The sequence below is a fragment of the Aliiroseovarius sp. YM-037 genome, assembly GCF_048060095.1.
Lineage (GTDB): Bacteria > Pseudomonadota > Alphaproteobacteria > Rhodobacterales > Rhodobacteraceae > JBLUOA01.
In genome coordinates this window covers 92,084-109,124 of sequence record NZ_JBLUOA010000003.1, presented here as the reverse complement: position 1 = coordinate 109,124, position 17,041 = coordinate 92,084, and the positions used below count along the sequence as shown (strand labels likewise).

18 protein-coding genes are annotated in these 17,041 nt (G+C 60.0%); 5 read left to right on the top strand and 13 right to left on the bottom strand.

The genetic code is table 11. From position 1 onward, the window contains the following. The first annotated feature begins 21 nt into the window (after window positions 1-21). Window positions 22-426 (top strand): hypothetical protein, encoded by a 405-nt coding sequence (locus ACEWPJ_RS13710; protein WP_416513669.1) that lies wholly within the window; start codon window positions 22-24, stop codon window positions 424-426. Window positions 427-439: 13 nt separating this feature from the next. Continuing rightward, window positions 440-811, top strand: a complete 372-nt coding sequence (locus tag ACEWPJ_RS13705) for a hypothetical protein (protein ID WP_416513668.1) — start codon at window positions 440-442, stop codon at window positions 809-811. Window positions 812-879: 68 nt separating this feature from the next. On the opposite strand, the gene ACEWPJ_RS13700 is transcribed toward ACEWPJ_RS13705, so the two are convergent. The 3 genes from ACEWPJ_RS13700 to ACEWPJ_RS13690 all read right to left on the bottom strand — a co-directional run bounded on the left by ACEWPJ_RS13700 (window position 880) and on the right by ACEWPJ_RS13690 (window position 3,545). Then, on the bottom strand, window positions 880-2,250 hold the full coding sequence (locus tag ACEWPJ_RS13700) for a glutamate--cysteine ligase (protein ID WP_416513667.1): 1,371 nt from the start codon (window positions 2,248-2,250) through the stop codon (window positions 880-882). Window positions 2,251-2,322: 72 nt separating this feature from the next. Beyond that, window positions 2,323-2,823 (bottom strand): hypothetical protein, encoded by a 501-nt coding sequence (locus tag ACEWPJ_RS13695; protein ID WP_416513666.1) that lies wholly within the window; start codon window positions 2,821-2,823, stop codon window positions 2,323-2,325. After that, window positions 2,820-3,545: a 16S rRNA (uracil(1498)-N(3))-methyltransferase gene (locus ACEWPJ_RS13690; RefSeq protein ID WP_416513862.1), complete on the bottom strand. Its 726-nt coding sequence runs from the start codon at window positions 3,543-3,545 to the stop codon at window positions 2,820-2,822. The genes ACEWPJ_RS13695 and ACEWPJ_RS13690 overlap by 4 nt, the downstream gene beginning before the upstream one ends. Window positions 3,546-3,557: 12 nt before the next feature. Here ACEWPJ_RS13690 and ubiA point away from each other — a divergent pair, with 12 nt between their 5' ends. Genes ubiA through ACEWPJ_RS13675 form a run of 3 tightly spaced genes read left to right on the top strand, consistent with a single transcriptional unit; the run spans window position 3,558 to window position 6,779 of the window. Next, window positions 3,558-4,508 (top strand): 4-hydroxybenzoate octaprenyltransferase, encoded by a 951-nt coding sequence (gene ubiA, locus ACEWPJ_RS13685; protein ID WP_416513665.1) that lies wholly within the window; start codon window positions 3,558-3,560, stop codon window positions 4,506-4,508. A gap of 59 nt (window positions 4,509-4,567) precedes the next feature. Continuing rightward, a complete protein-coding gene (locus ACEWPJ_RS13680; RefSeq protein ID WP_416513664.1) occupies window positions 4,568-6,466 on the top strand; it encodes an OmpA family protein in 1,899 nt (632 codons plus the stop codon). Next, entirely contained in the window at window positions 6,453-6,779 is a 327-nt protein-coding gene (locus ACEWPJ_RS13675) for a hypothetical protein (RefSeq protein ID WP_416513663.1), read from the top strand. Before ACEWPJ_RS13680 ends, ACEWPJ_RS13675 begins: the two co-directional genes overlap by 14 nt. A gap of 180 nt (window positions 6,780-6,959) precedes the next feature. On the opposite strand, the gene ACEWPJ_RS13670 is transcribed toward ACEWPJ_RS13675, so the two are convergent. The 10 genes from ACEWPJ_RS13670 to ACEWPJ_RS13625 form a co-directional block, all read right to left on the bottom strand. Continuing rightward, on the bottom strand, window positions 6,960-7,409 hold the full coding sequence (locus tag ACEWPJ_RS13670) for a molybdenum cofactor biosynthesis protein MoaE (protein ID WP_416513662.1): 450 nt from the start codon (window positions 7,407-7,409) through the stop codon (window positions 6,960-6,962). Window positions 7,410-7,413: 4 nt separating this feature from the next. Beyond that, window positions 7,414-7,659, bottom strand: coding sequence for a molybdopterin converting factor subunit 1 (gene moaD / locus ACEWPJ_RS13665; RefSeq protein ID WP_416513861.1), 246 nt, complete (start codon window positions 7,657-7,659; stop codon window positions 7,414-7,416). Beyond that, complete coding sequence (gene pgsA, locus ACEWPJ_RS13660; protein WP_416513661.1) at window positions 7,655-8,326, bottom strand: CDP-diacylglycerol--glycerol-3-phosphate 3-phosphatidyltransferase; 672 nt, start codon at window positions 8,324-8,326, stop codon at window positions 7,655-7,657. The genes moaD and pgsA overlap by 5 nt, the downstream gene beginning before the upstream one ends. An 18-nt stretch (window positions 8,327-8,344) precedes the next feature. Continuing rightward, on the bottom strand, window positions 8,345-10,225 hold the full coding sequence (gene uvrC / locus ACEWPJ_RS13655; RefSeq protein ID WP_416513660.1) for an excinuclease ABC subunit UvrC: 1,881 nt from the start codon (window positions 10,223-10,225) through the stop codon (window positions 8,345-8,347). Between the two features lie 302 nt (window positions 10,226-10,527). Next, window positions 10,528-11,319 (bottom strand): SDR family oxidoreductase, encoded by a 792-nt coding sequence (locus ACEWPJ_RS13650; protein WP_416513659.1) that lies wholly within the window; start codon window positions 11,317-11,319, stop codon window positions 10,528-10,530. Window positions 11,320-11,330: 11 nt separating this feature from the next. Next, window positions 11,331-12,287 (bottom strand): calcium/sodium antiporter, encoded by a 957-nt coding sequence (locus ACEWPJ_RS13645; protein ID WP_416513658.1) that lies wholly within the window; start codon window positions 12,285-12,287, stop codon window positions 11,331-11,333. A 170-nt stretch (window positions 12,288-12,457) separates the two neighbouring features. Next, on the bottom strand, window positions 12,458-13,255 hold the full coding sequence (locus ACEWPJ_RS13640; RefSeq protein ID WP_416513657.1) for a S49 family peptidase: 798 nt from the start codon (window positions 13,253-13,255) through the stop codon (window positions 12,458-12,460). Window positions 13,256-13,569: 314 nt separating this feature from the next. Beyond that, entirely contained in the window at window positions 13,570-14,448 is an 879-nt protein-coding gene (locus ACEWPJ_RS13635; protein WP_416513656.1) for a carbohydrate kinase family protein, read from the bottom strand. Continuing rightward, window positions 14,445-15,503 carry an ABC transporter ATP-binding protein gene (locus ACEWPJ_RS13630; RefSeq protein ID WP_416513655.1) on the bottom strand — a complete coding sequence of 353 codons (1,059 nt, stop codon included), beginning with the start codon at window positions 15,501-15,503 and terminating at the stop codon, window positions 14,445-14,447. The genes ACEWPJ_RS13635 and ACEWPJ_RS13630 overlap by 4 nt, the downstream gene beginning before the upstream one ends. 2 nt (window positions 15,504-15,505) lie before the next feature. Beyond that, window positions 15,506-16,984, bottom strand: a complete 1,479-nt coding sequence (locus ACEWPJ_RS13625) for an argininosuccinate lyase (protein WP_416513654.1) — start codon at window positions 16,982-16,984, stop codon at window positions 15,506-15,508. Between the last annotated feature and the right edge of the window lie 57 nt (window positions 16,985-17,041).

Genomic DNA, 17,041 nt, shown 5'->3' with positions numbered 1-17,041 from the left:
ATTATTTCGGAGTATACAGAAATGACTGTAAATATCATATCCCCGCCGAAGTTTCTGATCGACCCGGTTGCATTCTTTGCCGCGTTGGTTCTGGCCCCGTTGATCGTCGGTGTGATTGCCAGCCCGATTTTTCTAATTTCGGTGTTTGCCATCCCGTTCGGGGGTCTACAATTCCTGCTCATCGGGGGGCCGATCTTGTTTCTGACCCTGACCCACGCAGAACCCCGCGCCGGACGCCTTGCCCTACTCGCCTTCGTTGTAAATCTACTCGTCAGCTGGCCCGTTTCAGTTCTTTTCACAACAGCCGGAGACGCCGTTCCCATCTTCGCAATCTTCGGCTCCATCTTCGCTCCGCTGTGGGCCGTGGCATTCGCATTGCTCTACCGCAGATTCCGGCGCGAGATCTTCTCCCAACCCATTCACTAGAAAGGAAAACACCATGCTTATCATCTATTTCGCCATCAGCTTCGCAGCGCTTGCCATGCTTTGCCATGTGATCTGGAAACTCGGCAGCGCGATCGGGGATTGTCCGCAGGCCGAACGCGCCGCAAAGGTCGCGGCGATGACCATCCTCACTGGCTTTGCGATGATCGCGAGCGCGCTTGTGACCTTCATCGCGGCGGGCCTGCTGTTTGCAATGGACAACAGCTATTCCGTGCTGTTCCTCGCCATTGGCGGCGCGATGATGGTGCTGGGCCTCGGCTTTACCCAAGCCGCCGCGATGTTGCGCGAGGTTGTTTATAAGGCCATCAACCCGGACCCAAAACCGGCCGCCCCGATCTCTGATCTGGCCGAAGGCAAGCCCGCCTGACAAGCGCGATCAAAAAAAACAGAGAGCCCCGGCCATCCGGCCGGGGCTTTTCCGTGATGCGCACAAACTCAGTAGCTGTGTTCGGGGAAAATCCGGTTTAGATCGCCGCTCCATTCCCCGTGATACTGTTCAAGCAGTTCATCCGCCGGGGTCTTTCCGCTTTCGATACTGTCCTTCAGCGCGTTGAGGAAATGCGTTTCATCCGGCACCAGCCCGCCCGCACCGGGCCGCGCCCGCGCCTTCAATCCGGCCTCCGCGATATTCACCGCTTCGCGCGCAATATCGTGCATTTTCAAGCCGTTGACCTCTGCCTGAAGCGCGTCTTCCGAGGCCGCAATCCGCAACCCTTCGCGCGTTTCGGCGTCCCAGCCCTTGACCAGATCCCAAGCCGCATCCAGCGCCCCCTGATCGTAAAGCAACCCGACCCAGAACGCCGGCAGCGCACATAGCCGCCGCCACGGTCCGCCATCCGCACCACGCATCTCGATGAACTGCTTGATCCGCGCCTCGGGGAAAACCGTCGTCAGGTGATCCGCCCAGTCCGAAAGGGTCGGCGTTTCGCCCGGCAGGGCAGGCAGTTTCCCTTGCAGGAAATCCCGGAACGATTGACCCAACGCGTCGACATACTTGCCGTCGCGGTAGACAAAATACATTGGCACATCAAGGACATACTGCACCCAACGCTCAAACCCAAAGCCGTCTTCAAACACAAAGGGCAACATTCCTGTGCGGTCATTATCAAGCCCCCGCCAGACCCGGCTGCGCCAGCTTTTGTGGCCGTTCGGCTTGCCTTCAAAGAACGGCGAATTCGCGAACAAAGCCGTCGCCACAGGCTGCAACGCCAGCGCCACGCGCAGCTTTTGCACCATGTCGGCCTCGGACGCGAAATCAAGGTTCACCTGCACCGTGCAAGTCCGATACATCATCTGCGTTCCGTGGGTTCCGACACGGCCCATATAGTCCGTCATCAGCTTGTAGCGGCCCTTGGGCATCATCTCCATCTGGTCGTGGGTCCATGTTGGCGCGGCCCCCAAACCGATGAAGCCGACACCCACCTCATCCGCGATGGATTTCACTTCTTTGAGATGGGTATTCACCTCATCACATGTCTCGTGAATCGTCTCAAGCGGGGCGCCTGACAGCTCCAACTGCCCGCCGGGTTCAAGGCTGACGTTTGCTCCGGCCTTCTCAAGCCCGATCAGATTGTCGCCTTCCAAAACCGGGGACCAATCATAACGGTCGCGTAGACCCTCAAGCACCGCGAGAATCGACCGTTCCCCCCGATAGGGGAGCGGTTTCAGCGTATCCTTGCAATAGCCGAATTTCTCATGCTCTGTGCCGATCCGCCAGTCTTCCTTGGGCTTGCAACCCTTGGCCAGCAGTTCTGCCAGTTGCTCATGCCGCTCGATCGGGCCGCCGCCGGATTGGGGTATGGACATGGGGTCGGCTCCTTCATTCGCGGTCGCCACGAAGGGCGGGTTCTATAGCGCTAGACGCTCCAGCGGCAGGGTTCAATCACCTTTTTGCCAGATAAGCTGCCGTTCACGCGTCGTTGATTGGGATGCGGCAATCGCCCGGTCATAGTGGACACCGGGAAACCGGCTGAGCATTTCGAATATCTGATCGGCCCCTTCGGCAGAAACCGGGATACGTGCCGGAGCCTCGCCGGGGGTCGTCAACAACCAGTGGGGGCCGTGACCGGAGCCTTCCATTTCGATGCGCGTCACATCATCAAGCGACAAGCTGGTGCCGCCATAGGGCGCGAAATAGGTTAGCCGCCGTTCGATGATTTCGACAACGCCCGGACCATCCCGTAAACTGCGAAACCGTGCCTTGATGCTGCCTGTCCAGATCAGCGCTATACCCAGCAAAACAAGGATCATGCCAAGCCATCCGACCCATCCAATCACCCCCAGAAACACCCGGACGCCAAGCGTCGTAACGACGACACCACCCGCCACATCGCGCCACCGCCACAGCAGCGCGGAGACTTCGGGCCGCACAAAGCTCACCCCCAGTCCCCCAACGTCGATTGCCACAGTGTCAGCGCAGCGACTGCTGCGGTGTCCGCTCTAAGGATGCGAGGTCCGAGGCTGATGCGGGTAACGAATGACAAGCCCGATAGTCGCTTACGTTCTGCTTCGGAAAAGCCGCCCTCCGGCCCGATCAGGATCGCCCATTTATCGCCCCCCTCCGCCGACAGCGCCTGCCGCGCGCCCACAAGGGCTTCGTCGCAATAGATCAGCTTGCGGTCATCGGGCCAGCCGTCCAACACGCGGTCGAGCTTCACCAGTTCCGCGACCTCCGGCACGAACGTCCCACCGCATTGCTCCGCCGCCTCAATCGCGTGGGCTTGCAGCCGATCCCGCCGGATGCGTTCGGAGTTGGTAAACTCCGTCTGCACCGGACATATCCGTGCCGCGCCCATTTCGGCCGCCTTTTCAACGATAAAGTCCGTGCGGGCCTTCTTGATCGGTGCGAACAGCAGCCACAGATCGGGCGGCACCTGCAACGACTGGGTCTGCGCCCGACACAGCAGCGACCCGCTGCGCTTGCCGGCTTCTTCCACCGTCGCCAAAAACTCTCCGTCCCGTCCGTTGATCAGCGCGATTGCCGCGCCGACGGATTGCCGCATCACGCCAAACAGGTAATGCGCCTGATCGCGGGTCAGAGGAACCGTTTGCCCCTGCCCCAGCGGGTGATCTACATAGAGTCTGATCTTTGCACCTGACATGAGGCGGACAATATGCCCGACCAAATCGAAACGCCAGTGGCCGACGCTTATCGCGGCAATTGGGTTGATCGATACGCGCCCGCGTGGTCGCGGCCCTATCTGCGCCTGTCACGGGCGGACCGGCCAATCGGAACATGGCTGCTGTTGCTGCCCTGCTGGTGGGGGTTGCTGCTGGCAATCACGGCTGACGCACCGCGCTGGTTTGATTTGTGGATCTTCGCGGGATGCGGCATCGGCGCGCTTGTAATGCGGGGGGCGGGCTGCACATGGAACGACATCACCGACCGGCACATCGACGGATCGGTCGAACGCACCCGGTCGCGCCCGATCCCGTCGGGCCAGGTCTCCGTCCGCCAAGCGCTGACATGGATGGCGCTTCAGGCCCTGATCGGGTTGCTGATCCTGCTGACCTTCAACATCGCCGCAATCCTTCTGGGCGTCGCGTCGCTGGCGCTGGTCGCGATCTACCCGTTTGCCAAGCGGTTTACGTGGTGGCCGCAAGTTTTCCTTGGCCTCGCCTTCAACTGGGGCGCCTTGCTCGCATGGACCGCACATCGCGGGGCGGTCGAATGGCCAGCCGTGCTGCTTTATCTGTCGGGGATTGCGTGGACGATCTTCTACGACACGATCTACGCCCATCAAGACAAGGAAGACGACGCGCTGATTGGCGTCAAATCGACGGCGCGGCTGTTCGGGGACAAAACCAACCTTTACCTGCGCGGCTTCATGGCGGCCTCTGTCCTGCTGATGATGGTGGCGATCCTGATTGCGCTGGTACCGAACGGCAACGTGCTGTCCCTCGTCATCGCGCTTGGCGGGCCTTGGGCGTTTGGCTGGCACATGGCTTGGCAAATGCGGTCGCTTGATATCGACGATCCCGATACCTGCCTGCGCCTGTTTCGCGCTAACCGGGATGCGGGGCTGATCCCTGTGCTGTTTTTCGCCTTCGCCCTGATCGCGTGATTGAACCCCGAAAGGTCTGCGCGTAGACATGCTCAACGACTTATGACCCCGGGAACCAGATGCGCTTAACATCTACGTTGACTGTCCTGTTGGCCTTTCTGGTTGCTGCAATCGTGGCGACGATTACAGCCGTGATTTCCGTGCGGCAGATTGAGGCGAGCTCTGAACGCGGCGTGTCCATCGCACTGGAAAGCGACGGGATAAATTGGGCCGATGTGTCGGCCAACGGCCTTCAGGTTTATCTAAGCGGCACCGCCCCGACCGAAGCAATCCGCTTCCGTGCCCTGACCGTCGCGGGCAGCGTTGTCGATTCCCATCGCGTGATCGACGGGATGGAGGTCGCGGACGCCGCCGATGTCGCCGCGCCGCAGTTCTCCGTCGAAATCCTGCGCAACGATGATGGCGTTTCGCTGATCGGCCTTATCCCAGCCGAAACGGACCGCGAACAGGTCGTGAATTCGATCACCGACCTTGCCGACGGGGCGAGCGTGACGGACATGCTTGAAACCGCCGACTACCCCACGCCCGATGGCTGGAACGTCGCGCTGGCCTACGCGATGGATGCGCTTGCCACCCTTCCGCGATCAAAAATCTCGATCAACGCCAAGCGCGTGCAGATCACCGCGATCAGCGACAGCGTCGACGAACGGGAGCGGTTGGAGCAGCAATTGCTGCGCAATGTACCGGAAGCGGTCGAACTCGTGCTCGATATCTCCGCGCCGCGCCCCGTCATCACGCCGTTCACCTTGCGGTTCCTAATCGAAGATGGCGTCGCGAAGTTCGACGCCTGCTCCGCCGAAACAGACGCCGCGCGAGAACAAATCGTTACCGCCGCACAAACCGCTGGCCTAGCGGGGGAGCCTGACTGCACCCTTGGTCTTGGCAACCCAACGCCCCGTTGGCCCGCCGCTGTTGCACAAGGTATCGCGGCGGTGGCAGACCTCGGCGGCGGTTCCATCACCTATTCGGATTCCGACGTAACGCTGGTTGCAGCGCCCAATACCGAACAGGAGCTTTTTGACGAGGTCGTCGGGAAATTGGAATCCAACCTGCCCGATATCTTCTCGCTCCACTCCGTCCTGCCGCAACCGGTGCAGATTGACGGCACCGATCAGGGCGATGGCCCGCCCGAATTCATCGCGACCCTCAGCCCAGAAGGCGTCGTGCAGCTGCGCGGTCGCCTAACGGATGAACGCGTCCGCAGCGCTGTCGAAAGCTTTGCACGTGCGCAGTTCGGCCTTGATAACGTTTTTGCCGCCACCCGGATTGACCCGGAACTGCCCGACGGCTGGCCGAAACGCGTGCTCGCCAGCCTCGAAGCGCTCGGGCAGCTCAACAATGGCAGCGTCGTCGTCCAGCCCGATTTTGTCGAGATCAAGGGCGCGACCGGCAGCACGGGGGCAAGTGCCGAAATCTCGCGGATTCTCTCCGACAAACTCGGCGCGGCGGAAAACTTTGGCGTCGACGTGACCTATGAAGAGAAGCTCGACCCGACATCGGAACTGCCAACGCCACAGGAATGCGTCGACAGCATCAACGCCGCCCTGACGTCCAGCAAGATCAACTTCGCCCCCGGTTCAGAAAACATCGACCCCGGCGCGAACGACACGTTGAACAAAATCGCCGACATCATGCGCGACTGTCAGGACGTGAAGATGGAAATCGCTGGCCACACCGACAGCCAGGGTCGCGAAGAGATGAACCAATCGCTCAGCCAAAGCCGGGCCGAGGCGGTGCTGCAAGCGCTAATGGCGCGGCGGGTTCTGACGTCAAACCTGTCGGCCAAAGGCTACGGCGAATCCCGGCCAATCGCCGATAACGACACCGAAGACGGACGCGAGGAAAATCGCCGGATCGAATTCACCATCATTACCGATGAGGACACCGCCGAGGCTGACGGCGATGGCGAAAGCCCGGACGAAGACGCACAAGCAGGGACCGAAGATGAACAGAATTGAATTTATTATCGCAACGGCGATCATCCTATTCGTCGCCTTCCTGCTTGGATGGTTTTCCTACTGGTTGATTCATCGGTTCACCCGCGTGTCCCAAGCCGATATCGGAGAGCTTGATAAGATGGCGCAGGCGCTCCACGAAGCCGAAGAAACCCGCGATCAGGCGATCACCTATATCCAGCAGCGCGAGGCTGAGATGACGAACCAGCTAACCCAGACCGAAGCCGAGCTCTCCGCCGCCATGGAAGGCTTGCGCGCCGCCCGCCAAGAGGCAGAAGAACTGCGCGGATATATCGAACGGCAGAACAACGGCTGATCAAAAAGCAATGCCCCGCCCGGAAACCCGGACGAGGCATCGACCACTTTCACGATCATCGGCTTCCCAGCCTGTACCGCACCGCCAGACTACGTCGCCACCCTTACCATTTTCTTAAAATATCCCCGCCGGAGGCATAAAAGTTTTCTTGCCTCCGGCGGGGATATTTAGGGAAACTGGTTAGTCCAACGACCAGCGATCAAGCGCGGTTTCGTCGGCATGTTTGCTTTCGACCCAGGTTGAGCCATCCGCCCGAAGCTCTTTCTTCCAAAAGGGTGCGCGAGACTTTAGGAAGTCCATCAGAAACTCAGCCGCCTCAAACGCGTCCTTCCGGTGGGCCGACGCTGTCGCCACCATCATGATGACCTCGCCCGATTGAAGTTCGCCAAACCGGTGAATAATCAGACTGCCTTCAAGCGCCCAACGCGCTTTGGCGTCCGTTTCGATCTGCGTCAGGGCGCGTTCGGTCATGCCGGGGTAGTGTTCGATCACCATTCGGTCGAGCGTCTTGTCCGCTGTATTCCTGACGACACCGGTGAAAGACACGACCGCGCCCGCGTTGCCGCATGCAGCCGCGAACGCGTTTACCTCAGCGCCGACGTCGAAACTTTCCGCTTGCACCCGGATCACCGAATTACCCGCCCGTCATCGGGGGGAAAAACGCGATTTCCTTGGCATCGGCCAGCGGCGCGTCAAATTCCGCCAGTTCCTGATCGACCGCAACACGAAGTGCGGAAAGGTCGGCGAAGGCGGCGGCGTATCTGTCGTCGCGGGCGCGCAGTTCCTCGACCAACTCCGAAACCGTGTCGGCGTTTGTCTCGACCTGTTCTTTCGGGGCACCGATACGCTCCCTCACCCATGCGAAGTAGAGAACATCAATCACGGGGTTCTTCCTTCAAAAACGGCAGGGCTTTGCTGAAGTAATCCCACCCAGTCAAAAACGTCAGGACCGCCGCGAGCCAGAGCAGCCACAGACCCGCGTGACCGGTCCAGATCATACCATCAAACTTCCAGCGCAGGCCCTGAAGATCTTCGACCTGCCCGGTCATGATCTGATCGACCAGCGCCTGATCCATGCCGTAGGCTGAGATTCCAAGGTAATGTTCGAACACCCCTTGCGCGAACAGAACCGCAATCGCGACCATCTGCACGGTAGTCTTCCATTTGGCGAGCTTCGTGACCTTCAGCGTTCCGGCGGTGTCGCCCAAAAACTCTCGCAAACCGGAGACGAAGACTTCGCGAAACAGGATCACCGTCGCGGGCAAAACCAGCCACGGCGACATTGATGAATATCCAACGATAACCAGCAGCGCGATCACCACCATTGCCTTGTCGGCAATCGGATCGAGCATTGCGCCGAACTTGCTTTCCTGTTTCCACGCCCGTGCGAGGTAGCCGTCGAAAAAGTCTGTGATCGCCGCCCCCGCGAACAAAAGCAGCGCGAACCAGTCCGCATAGGGTCGCGTGAAATAGAGGAACATGACAGCGACACCGGGTGCCGCCAGCAGGCGAAGCACGGTCAGGATGTTGGGAAGGTTCCAGTTCATACTCTCGTGTCTAACCGCTTAGCTTTTCTCATGGAAGAAGTCATAGATGGTTTCTGCCAGAGCATCGGAAATTCCGTCAACGGCTTTCAAGTCCGCAAGCCCCGCGCGGCTGACTGCCTTCGCGCTGCCGAAATGCGTCAGCAGCGCGCGTTTGCGGGTCGCACCGACGCCGGGAACCTCATCCAACGGGGTCGCGCCGATGGCCTTGGCCCGTTTCGCACGGTGCGTACCGATGGCGAACCGGTGCGCTTCGTCCCTTAGGCGTTGGACGAAATAAAGCACCGGGTCATTCATCTTGAGCGCAAAGGGGCTTTTGCCGACGCGGTGAAACTCTTCCTTGCCGTGGTCGCGGTCCACACCCTTGGCGACACCGACCATCGGGACATCTTCAACACCCAGATCACGCATGATTTCGGCAACAACGCTCACCTGACCGGCGCCACCGTCGATCAGCAGCAAATCGGGCCATGTCCCGCTTTCGCGGTCCGGATCTTCTTTCAGCAGGCGCTTGAAGCGGCGGGTCAGAACCTCTTTCATCATACCAAAATCATCACCGGGGGTCAGTTCGTCCCCCTTGATGTTGAACTTGCGATACTGGCTTTTCATAAAGCCTTCTGGACCGGCCACGATCATCGCGCCGACCGCGTGGCTGCCTTGGATATGGCTGTTGTCGTAAACCTCAATCCGTTCCGGTGGCGCATCGAGGTCAAACGCCTCTGCCAGTCCACGCAGCAGCTTGCCTTGCGTTGCGGTTTCCGACATCCGCCGGGCGAGGCTTTCGCGGGCGTTTCTGGCAGCCCCCGCCAACAGTTCAGCCTTTTCACCGCGAAGGGGCACAGCGACCTCGACCTTGCGGCCTGCCTTCTGGCTCAGTGCTTCTTCGATCAGGTCGCTGTCTTCGATTGGATGGGACAGCAGCACCAGCCGCGGCGGGGTTTTGGTGGAGTAGAACTGGCCAATGAAGGCTTGCAGCACCTCGCTCGCCTCAGCCCCCGCGCCGGTGCGGGGGTAGTAATCGCGGTTGCCCCAGTTCTGGTTCGCCCGGATGAAGAACACCTGAACGCAGGCCTGCCCGCCGTCCATATGAAGGGCGATCACGTCCGCCTCCGCCACGCCGCGCGGGTTGATGCCTTGGGTCGATTGCACTTGCGTCAGCGCGCGGATGCGGTCGCGCAGGGCGGCGGCGCGTTCGAACTCCATCGCTTCGCTCGCCTCTTCCATATCGCGGGCGAGGTTTTCCTGAACGCGGGTCGACCGTCCGGACAAGAACCGCTCCGCATCGCCAACGAGGTTCTTGTAATCCCTTTCTGAGATATGGCCGACGCACGGCGCCGAGCATCGCTTGATCTGATAAAGAAGGCAGGGCCGCGTCCGGCTTTCGAACATCGCGTCGGAACAGTTGCGTAGCAGAAAAACCTTCTGCAATTGGTTCAGCGTTCGGTTCACCGCCCCGGCGCTGGCGAACGGGCCGTAGTAATCGCCCTTTTCCTTCTTCGCACCCCGATGCTTTTTGATCTGCGGGAAAGCGTGACCCTTGGCGACAAGGATATTCGGAAAGCTCTTATCGTCCCGCAGCAGCACGTTGAAATGCGGCTTCAACTGCTTGATGAGGTTCTGTTCAAGCAGCAGCGCCTCTGTCTCTGTCTTTGTCGTCAGAAACATCATGCTTTCGGTTTCGGAAATCATCTTGGCGATGCGGGGGCTATGCCCGGCGGGTTTGGCGTAGTTCGACACCCGCTTTTTCAGGTTCCGCGCCTTGCCGACATAAAGCACCCGCCCGGTGCCATCGAGCATCCGGTAAACGCCCGGCGAATTGTCGAGCGTCGACAAATAGGACTGCACGCAGGCATGTCCCTTCGGTCGCGTCTGTCGCTGGGTTTCGCTGGTCTTTTCCGTCATCCCGGCAATGCGTCCTGATTCCTTCGTTGGCTGCAACCTTATCGCGCTTCTGGCAAGAGAAAACATGTCCACGGTTTCTGTGGATAACTCTGGTGACAAGTATAGGCCAAATCTGATTTTCCGTTATATTCGGCTAATTTCTAGGCTTTGCCTATTTTTTAGGCAATTCCTCAATCCGTTGTTTTTGTTCAATATTTTTTACGTCCTGTATCAAGCGCCTGATAACATTGAAGAATTGGTAACAGATTGATGACACGCAGCGGCGAGGTGCACAAGTTTCGCGATTGCCTTCAAAAATGAGACTAATCCGAACCGTCGATCCCGATGATATCCGGGCTTTGCCAGCCAAGATGTTGGCCGCCATCGACGCAGATTAGCTGCCCGGTGACGGCAGGCGCGGACAGGAAGTATTCAAGCGCGGCGGTCACGTCTTCGGGGTTCGCGCCCCGTTCCAGAATGGTCGACGCACGCTGCTTTGTGAAATGGCTTTCCGACTGGCGATAGCCGCGGACCGTGGGGCCGGGGCCGATGGCGTTGACCCGGATCGCGGGGGCAAGCGCTTGGGCGGCGGTTTGTGTCAGCGTCCACAGGCCGGCCTTGGCGAGCGTGTAGGTCATGAACTCGGGCGTCAGCTTTTCGACCCGTTGATCGACCATGTTGACGATCAACGCGTTGGCGATGGTTTCGCCCGCGTCGTCCTTCGTGGGTGCCGGTGCTTGGGCTGCGAATTTCTGGATCAGCACGAACGGCGCGCGCAGATTCGATCCGATATGCCTGTCCCAGCTTTCGCGCGTCGCCGTGTCCAGCCTGTCATGTTCAAAGATCGACGCGTTGTTGATCAGGCAGTTCAGTGGCCCGCCCAGCGCATCTGCGGCGCGTCCGACCAAGTCTTCGGCTGCAGATTCATCCAACAAGTCCGCCTGAACCGCGACGGCCTTTTGACCCAGCGCCTCAATTCCAGCGACGGTGTCTGCCGCACCATCCTTCGAGGTTGAATAGTGAACCGCCACGTCAAAGCCGCGACCGGCCAGCGTCAGCGCCATCGCGCGCCCAAGCCGAATGCCAGCACCGGTCACCAGCGCGCGTTTCTGCATCGTGCTCTCCGTCAGATCAACACCGCAACGATATAAAGCACATAGAGGCCGCTAAAAACAACGCCCCAGCGTTTGGTGAGATTCCAGTTGAGGAACACAAACGGGGCCAGCATCAAGGACGCGACGAGCATCACCCAAAGGTCGAATTTCAGGAATTTCGGTTCAACCGGGATCTCGCCGACAAAGCTTGCGATGCCAATGATGGCGAGCAGGTTGAACATATTGGACCCGATGACGTTGCCCAAGGCGACATCCGCCTGACGGCGCAACGCGGCCATGACGGTCGTTGCAAGCTCTGGCAGCGAGGTTCCGATCGCAACGAGCGTCAGGCCGATCACTGTTTCGGTGACGTTGAATGTGCGGGCGATATTGACGGCCCCCGTAACCAACAGCTCCGCACCAAGCGGTAGGCCTAGCAGCCCCAGAAACAGGAACAGACAGATTTTCCACCACGGAAGGTTGGGGTCCGCGCCTTCGATATCCTCAATCTCTTCCGATGGCGCACAGGCCGCATTCTGCTTGCGATGTGATCGCGCCTCGATCATCTGATCGCCAAGCAATAGCGCGAGGACCGACAGCAGAACCGCGCCATGCACCCAACCAAACGGCCCAAGCGCGGCAAGTCCGATGAACAGAATGCTCGCCAAGATCATATAAATATACGTCTTGCGGGTTTCGCATTCGCCCGACTTCAGCCCCACCATCAAGGCGGGAATACCCAGCACCAGCAGGATGTTCGCGGTGTTCGAACCGACGACATTGCCAAGCGCAATCCCCGGCGCGTTGTCCATAATCGCCCGGATTGAGATCAAAAGTTCAGGCGCAGAGGTGCCGAAAGCAACAATCGTCAAACTGACGATCAACGCCGGAACACCAAGGCGCAGCGACAGGTTGACCGCCCCGCGCACCAAAACGTCCCCAGCCAAGAGAAGGATAAGCAGCCCGAGACCTGCATAAACCCAATCCATTGCTCAGCCTCTTCCTTTCTGACAGTCGCACGGACCGCGACCGATAAGATGCCGCCCGCAGTCGGGGCATTTCTTTTTCGTCAGTCGGTTTTGACCCGGAAACCGTAGCCGTCCAAACATCGCAAGGACAGCCATTCCGATCAGGAACAGACTGACAATCTTGATAACCATTAAAGGCCGAACCGCGCGTATTCAGCCCGTTCTTCGATACCGGACAACGCGTCGCTGACGACTTGGGTGCCGAACCGCTGCAAAAGCCCGCGCTTCGGCCCATAGACGCGAAACGCAACCTTGTCGCCGAACCGTTCCTTCATCTTCGGCACGAGATGCCCGATGCCATCCGCAAGGCCAACATTGATCGCGTTTTCCCCGGCCCAGATATCACCAGTGAACAGGTCAGTGTCCTCGGACAGTTTGCCATCACGGCGCTCCTTCACATGGGCGATAAAGCTTTCGTGGATTTGCTCAAGCAGTATTTTCAGCCGCTTCACATCCGCTGTCTTTTCCGGCTGGAACGGGTCGAGCATCGATTTCGATTTCCCAGCCGTATGAACGCGGCGGGAAACACCGTGCTTGTCGATAAACTCATCCAAGCCAAACCCGGCAGAGATCACGCCGATCGACCCAATCACCGAACTGTGGTCGATCCAGATTTCGTCCGCCGACGCGGCAAGCCAATAACCGCCCGACGCCGCAACATCCTCAACAAACGCGAAAACCGGAATCTCACGCTCCTCCGCCAAGCGACGGACCCGCGCGCCGATCAACGACGATTGCACCGGAGAGCCGCCGGGCGAGTTCACGACCAGCGCGACCGCATCAGGCTTACCCCGCCGGAACGCACGTTCCAGCACCGGGCCAATCTTTTCGTCGTTGAGGCTCCCGCGGCCCCCAGCCGAGATCATGCCCGACATGCGAACAACGGCAACGGTTGGCGGCGATTTCAGAAAAGGTATCCAGCGTTTCATTCTGTGGGATGTAGAGTGCCACCGCGCCGCCGACAAGGTCGGATGCGAAAAGCACACGCTTTGTTGCGCGTGTGCCGACCGGGGAATTGCGTTTCGGGTGAGGTGATGCGGATAAGAAGGGACGTCCCGCATCACCTCCTATTCGGGAGAGTGGCAGACTGCCTCAATGTTGTTCCCATCAGGATCGAGGATGAACGCCCAAAATCACGCACTTCAATTCCAAAATGGTCGATCATGGCAATCTCCGTGTAATTTAACACAATCGTTGGCTTTGGGGTCCGGCGAAACACTATTGGTTGAAGGGTGCAGCAACCCTAAGTCGCGACGACTCCCGCCCCACCCGCAAACTCCTTCAACGCACCCGCCCCGCCGAGCGCTTGAACCGCTGCTGCTCCGCAGGCGTTGCCCTGCGTGATGCAGCGGGCAAGCGGACGGTTGTCGAGCCATTGCGACAGGAACCCTCCGTTGAACGCGTCGCCCGCCCCGGTCGCGTCCAGCACAGGCACGGGGGAGGCTGATATCTGCGTCCAATCCACATCCGACCGCAACCGGGCGCGGGCGCCATGCTCACCGCTCTTGATGACGGTGAGGGCCGCGCAGGCTTCGGGGATGCCGAGGGCGGCGAGCGCTGCGGCCTCCGCCTCGTTCGGCAGGAAAACATCGACCGCCGCGATCAAATCGGCAAGGTCAGGCGCAAAATCGTCCTGCCAACCGCAGTCGAGCGATATCGTCAGCCCCGCCGCCTTTGCCCGATCAAGAAGCGCTGGATTGTCCTGAAGGGTCCGCAATTCTCCGACATGCAGATGCGCGAAGTCGTGAAAGTCGATGGCACTAAGGTCCGGTAACGCCGGGCCATCAGCCCGCGTCAGGAAGGCGCGATCCTTTGCGCTGCCTATGGCGATGGTGATCTGGGCGTCGACACCGTCGACCGCATGACAGGCGTCTGCGGAAACGCCATGCGCTGCAAGGTCGGCCAGCACCACAGCGTCAAAGGGTTCGGCGGGCAGAATGGAAAACTGCGTTACCGGATGCCCAAGTGCCGCGAGCGTCGCACCAGATATGAACGCGCCGCCCCCCGCATGCAGCGACAAGCCGGGCGCGAACACCTCTGTCCCGAGGGTCGGCAGACGCGGAACATCCGTGAAAACCAGATCACAATAGAGCCTTCCGGCGCAGAGGATCGGTTTTTTCACGTCAGCGCCTCCTCAGTCGTCGCGTCGAAGATGTGCAGGTTTTCAGGGTCCGCACCCAACTGCACCGTTTCGCCCACCTGCGGCGGCGTGCGCCCGTCGGCCTTGGCGATCACCTCGCCCGAAGGGGTTTCGACATAGATCAGAGTTTCAGAGCCGAGCGGTTCGCGGACCGACACTTTGCCTGTAACAATCGGATTGCTGCTGCCGGGGTGCAGATCGTCGGGCCGCACACCCAACAACACGCGGTCCGTGCCCTGCCCGGAGATGGCCGGAACGCTCACAGCCTCCCCCGCATCAAGCGCGACCTTGCCGCCTTCCATCCGCCCGGCAAGCAGGTTCATCGACGGCGCGCCGATGAACCGCGCAACAAAGGTGTTTGCGGGTTTGTGAAACACCTGTTCCGGAGTGCCAACCTGCTGGATGCTGCCGTCTTTCATAATCACGATCCGGTCGGCCATCGTCATCGCCTCGACCTGATCGTGGGTGACGAAGATGATCGTATTGCCGACCCGCTGGTGCAGTTTCTTGATTTCCAGCCGCATCTGCGTGCGCAACTGCGCGTCGAGGTTCGACAGCGGCTCGTCAAACAGAAACACCGCCGGGTCGCGCACCATCGCGCGGCCGATGGCGACCCGCTGGCGCTGCCCGCCCGACAGCTGGCTTGGCTTGCGATCCAGCAGGTCCACCATGTCGAGGATGCCCGCGACTTCCTCAATCCGCGCCTCCTTGTCGGGCTTCGGCATTTTCGATGACCGTAGGCCGAACGCGATATTCTTTTTCACCGACATATGCGGATAGATCGCGTAGTTCTGGAAAACCATCGCGATGTCGCGTTCCTTGGGCTCCAGATTATTCACCTCTCGCCCGCCGATTTCGATGATGCCGCTGCTCGTTTCCTCTAGCCCCGCGATCATCCGCAGCGTCGTTGACTTGCCGCAACCCGATGGACCGACGAACACCACAAATTCACCGTCCTGAACATCAAGCGAGATGCCATGCAACACTTCGGTCGCACCATAGGATTTCGTCAAATTGCGCAAGGCGAGGTTGGCCAAGGTCAGGACTCCAATAAAGCGGTGAAGGCAGCGGCGCGAGCGGTGTCGGCGGTCGCAATACGGTTCAGGCGCGCGGCGCTCGCCTGTTTCAACGCGCCGACAACCGCGGCGTAGGTGATAAACGCAGCGTCAAGCGCCGCCGGTGCCGGGCCACCGATCCGATCCCGCCGAGCGATGAAGGTTTCGGGCGCGGTTGCAATCTTGAACGCCGCCTCATCCATCTTCGGAACGCGCCCGATCGCGCCACTGAACGCAGCGGCGAAAACCGCAAACCCTGACGATAGCGGCGCACCCTCAAGACCCCGCGCAACCTCTGACGCGACCTCATGCGCCTGCCGGAAGGTCAGCCCTTCGTCCCGCACCAGCGTATCTGCAAGTTCAGTGATGGTGACACAGGCCGCATCGCTGTTGCGGCGCACGTTTTCGGCATTGATCGAACAGGCGGGCAGGAATGCTGCCAGCAGGTCCAGAACCCGCCCCCCGCTGTCATACGCGGCGTATCCGGCCTGCTGCACCTCGCCTTCGCTATCATTCATGTCGGTGAACGGTGTGTTGTGCATGGTGTTCACCACCATGTCGCAGCGGCCCATCGTGACGGATGCAAGGTGGCGCATATGCTCAATCGGCACCGGATTGCGCTTCTGCGGCATGATAGAGCTGATCTGCACAAGCGCGTTCGGCACGTAAAGCTGTCCGACTTCAAAGCTCGACCAAAACGCCATATCCTGCACGACACGACCCAGATGCAGGAACACCAGTTTGATCGCGGAATAAAGCCCGGTGATGTAGTCGACCGACGCGATGCAGCCGTAGGAATTCACCAGCGGCCCGTCAAAGCCCAAAAGCTCCGCCATCCGCGCGCGCTCAATGGGGAAGCCCGAGGTGGTGATCGCTGCTGCCCCCATCGGGCAGTGTCCAAGCCCATCAATCGCGGCAGACAAACGGGCGGCATCGCGGTTCAGCACCTCGATCACCGCGCCAAGGTAATGCCCGAAGGTCGTCGGCTGCGCTGGCTGGCCGTGCGTATAGGCGACGATCAACGTGTCCGCCTCTGCACGCGCCTTCGCAATCAGCGCGTCGGATAGGGTCGTCATCTGCCCCAACATCGCCTCTGCCCGCGTGCGCAAGGCCATCTTGAAAAGCGTGTGATCCATGTCATTGCGCGACCGCGCGGTATGAAGCGCTCCGCCAAGATCACCCAACCGGCGGCGCAGTTCAGCTTCGACGTAGAAGAAATAGTCCTCATGCTCTCCGGTGTAGGTCAGCGCCGCAACATCCGTCTCTGCCTCAATGTCCCACAATGCCTGCGCAATCTTCGCGCCGTCCTCCTGACCCAGTATCCCCGTCTCAACCAGCATCACCAGATGGGCCTGATTGATCGCAGCCATATGCTGGGCATAGTGGGTCTTCACCCCTTCAAACAATGGGGCGAGCACGGTGTCCCTATAGACCGGATCGGGAAATTTGGACTCGTCGGTCATGCAGGCGCCGTTCGCGACGGGACAAGGCGACCACCCGCCCTCGTTTCACCTTGCCAA

Excerpts from the sequence above, each read along its gene's own strand:
- ubiA (WP_416513665.1), top strand. The coding sequence starts at position 3,558 with ATGCCCGACCAAATCGAAACGCCAGTGGCCGACGCTTATCGCGGCAAT.
- ACEWPJ_RS13645 (WP_416513658.1), bottom strand. The coding sequence starts at position 12,287 with ATGGATTGGGTTTATGCAGGTCTCGGGCTGCTTATCCTTCTCTTGGCT.
- ACEWPJ_RS13640 (WP_416513657.1), bottom strand. The coding sequence starts at position 13,255 with ATGAAACGCTGGATACCTTTTCTGAAATCGCCGCCAACCGTTGCCGTT.
- uvrC (WP_416513660.1), bottom strand. The coding sequence starts at position 10,225 with ATGACGGAAAAGACCAGCGAAACCCAGCGACAGACGCGACCGAAGGGA.
- ACEWPJ_RS13705 (WP_416513668.1), top strand. The coding sequence starts at position 440 with ATGCTTATCATCTATTTCGCCATCAGCTTCGCAGCGCTTGCCATGCTT.
- pgsA (WP_416513661.1), bottom strand. The coding sequence starts at position 8,326 with ATGAACTGGAACCTTCCCAACATCCTGACCGTGCTTCGCCTGCTGGCG.
- ACEWPJ_RS13690 (WP_416513862.1), bottom strand. The coding sequence starts at position 3,545 with ATGTCAGGTGCAAAGATCAGACTCTATGTAGATCACCCGCTGGGGCAG.
- ACEWPJ_RS13700 (WP_416513667.1), bottom strand. The coding sequence starts at position 2,250 with ATGTCCATACCCCAATCCGGCGGCGGCCCGATCGAGCGGCATGAGCAA.
- ACEWPJ_RS13625 (WP_416513654.1), bottom strand. The coding sequence starts at position 16,984 with ATGACCGACGAGTCCAAATTTCCCGATCCGGTCTATAGGGACACCGTG.
- ACEWPJ_RS13710 (WP_416513669.1), top strand. The coding sequence starts at position 22 with ATGACTGTAAATATCATATCCCCGCCGAAGTTTCTGATCGACCCGGTT.
- ACEWPJ_RS13680 (WP_416513664.1), top strand. The coding sequence starts at position 4,568 with ATGCGCTTAACATCTACGTTGACTGTCCTGTTGGCCTTTCTGGTTGCT.
- ACEWPJ_RS13650 (WP_416513659.1), bottom strand. The coding sequence starts at position 11,319 with ATGCAGAAACGCGCGCTGGTGACCGGTGCTGGCATTCGGCTTGGGCGC.
- ACEWPJ_RS13675 (WP_416513663.1), top strand. The coding sequence starts at position 6,453 with ATGAACAGAATTGAATTTATTATCGCAACGGCGATCATCCTATTCGTC.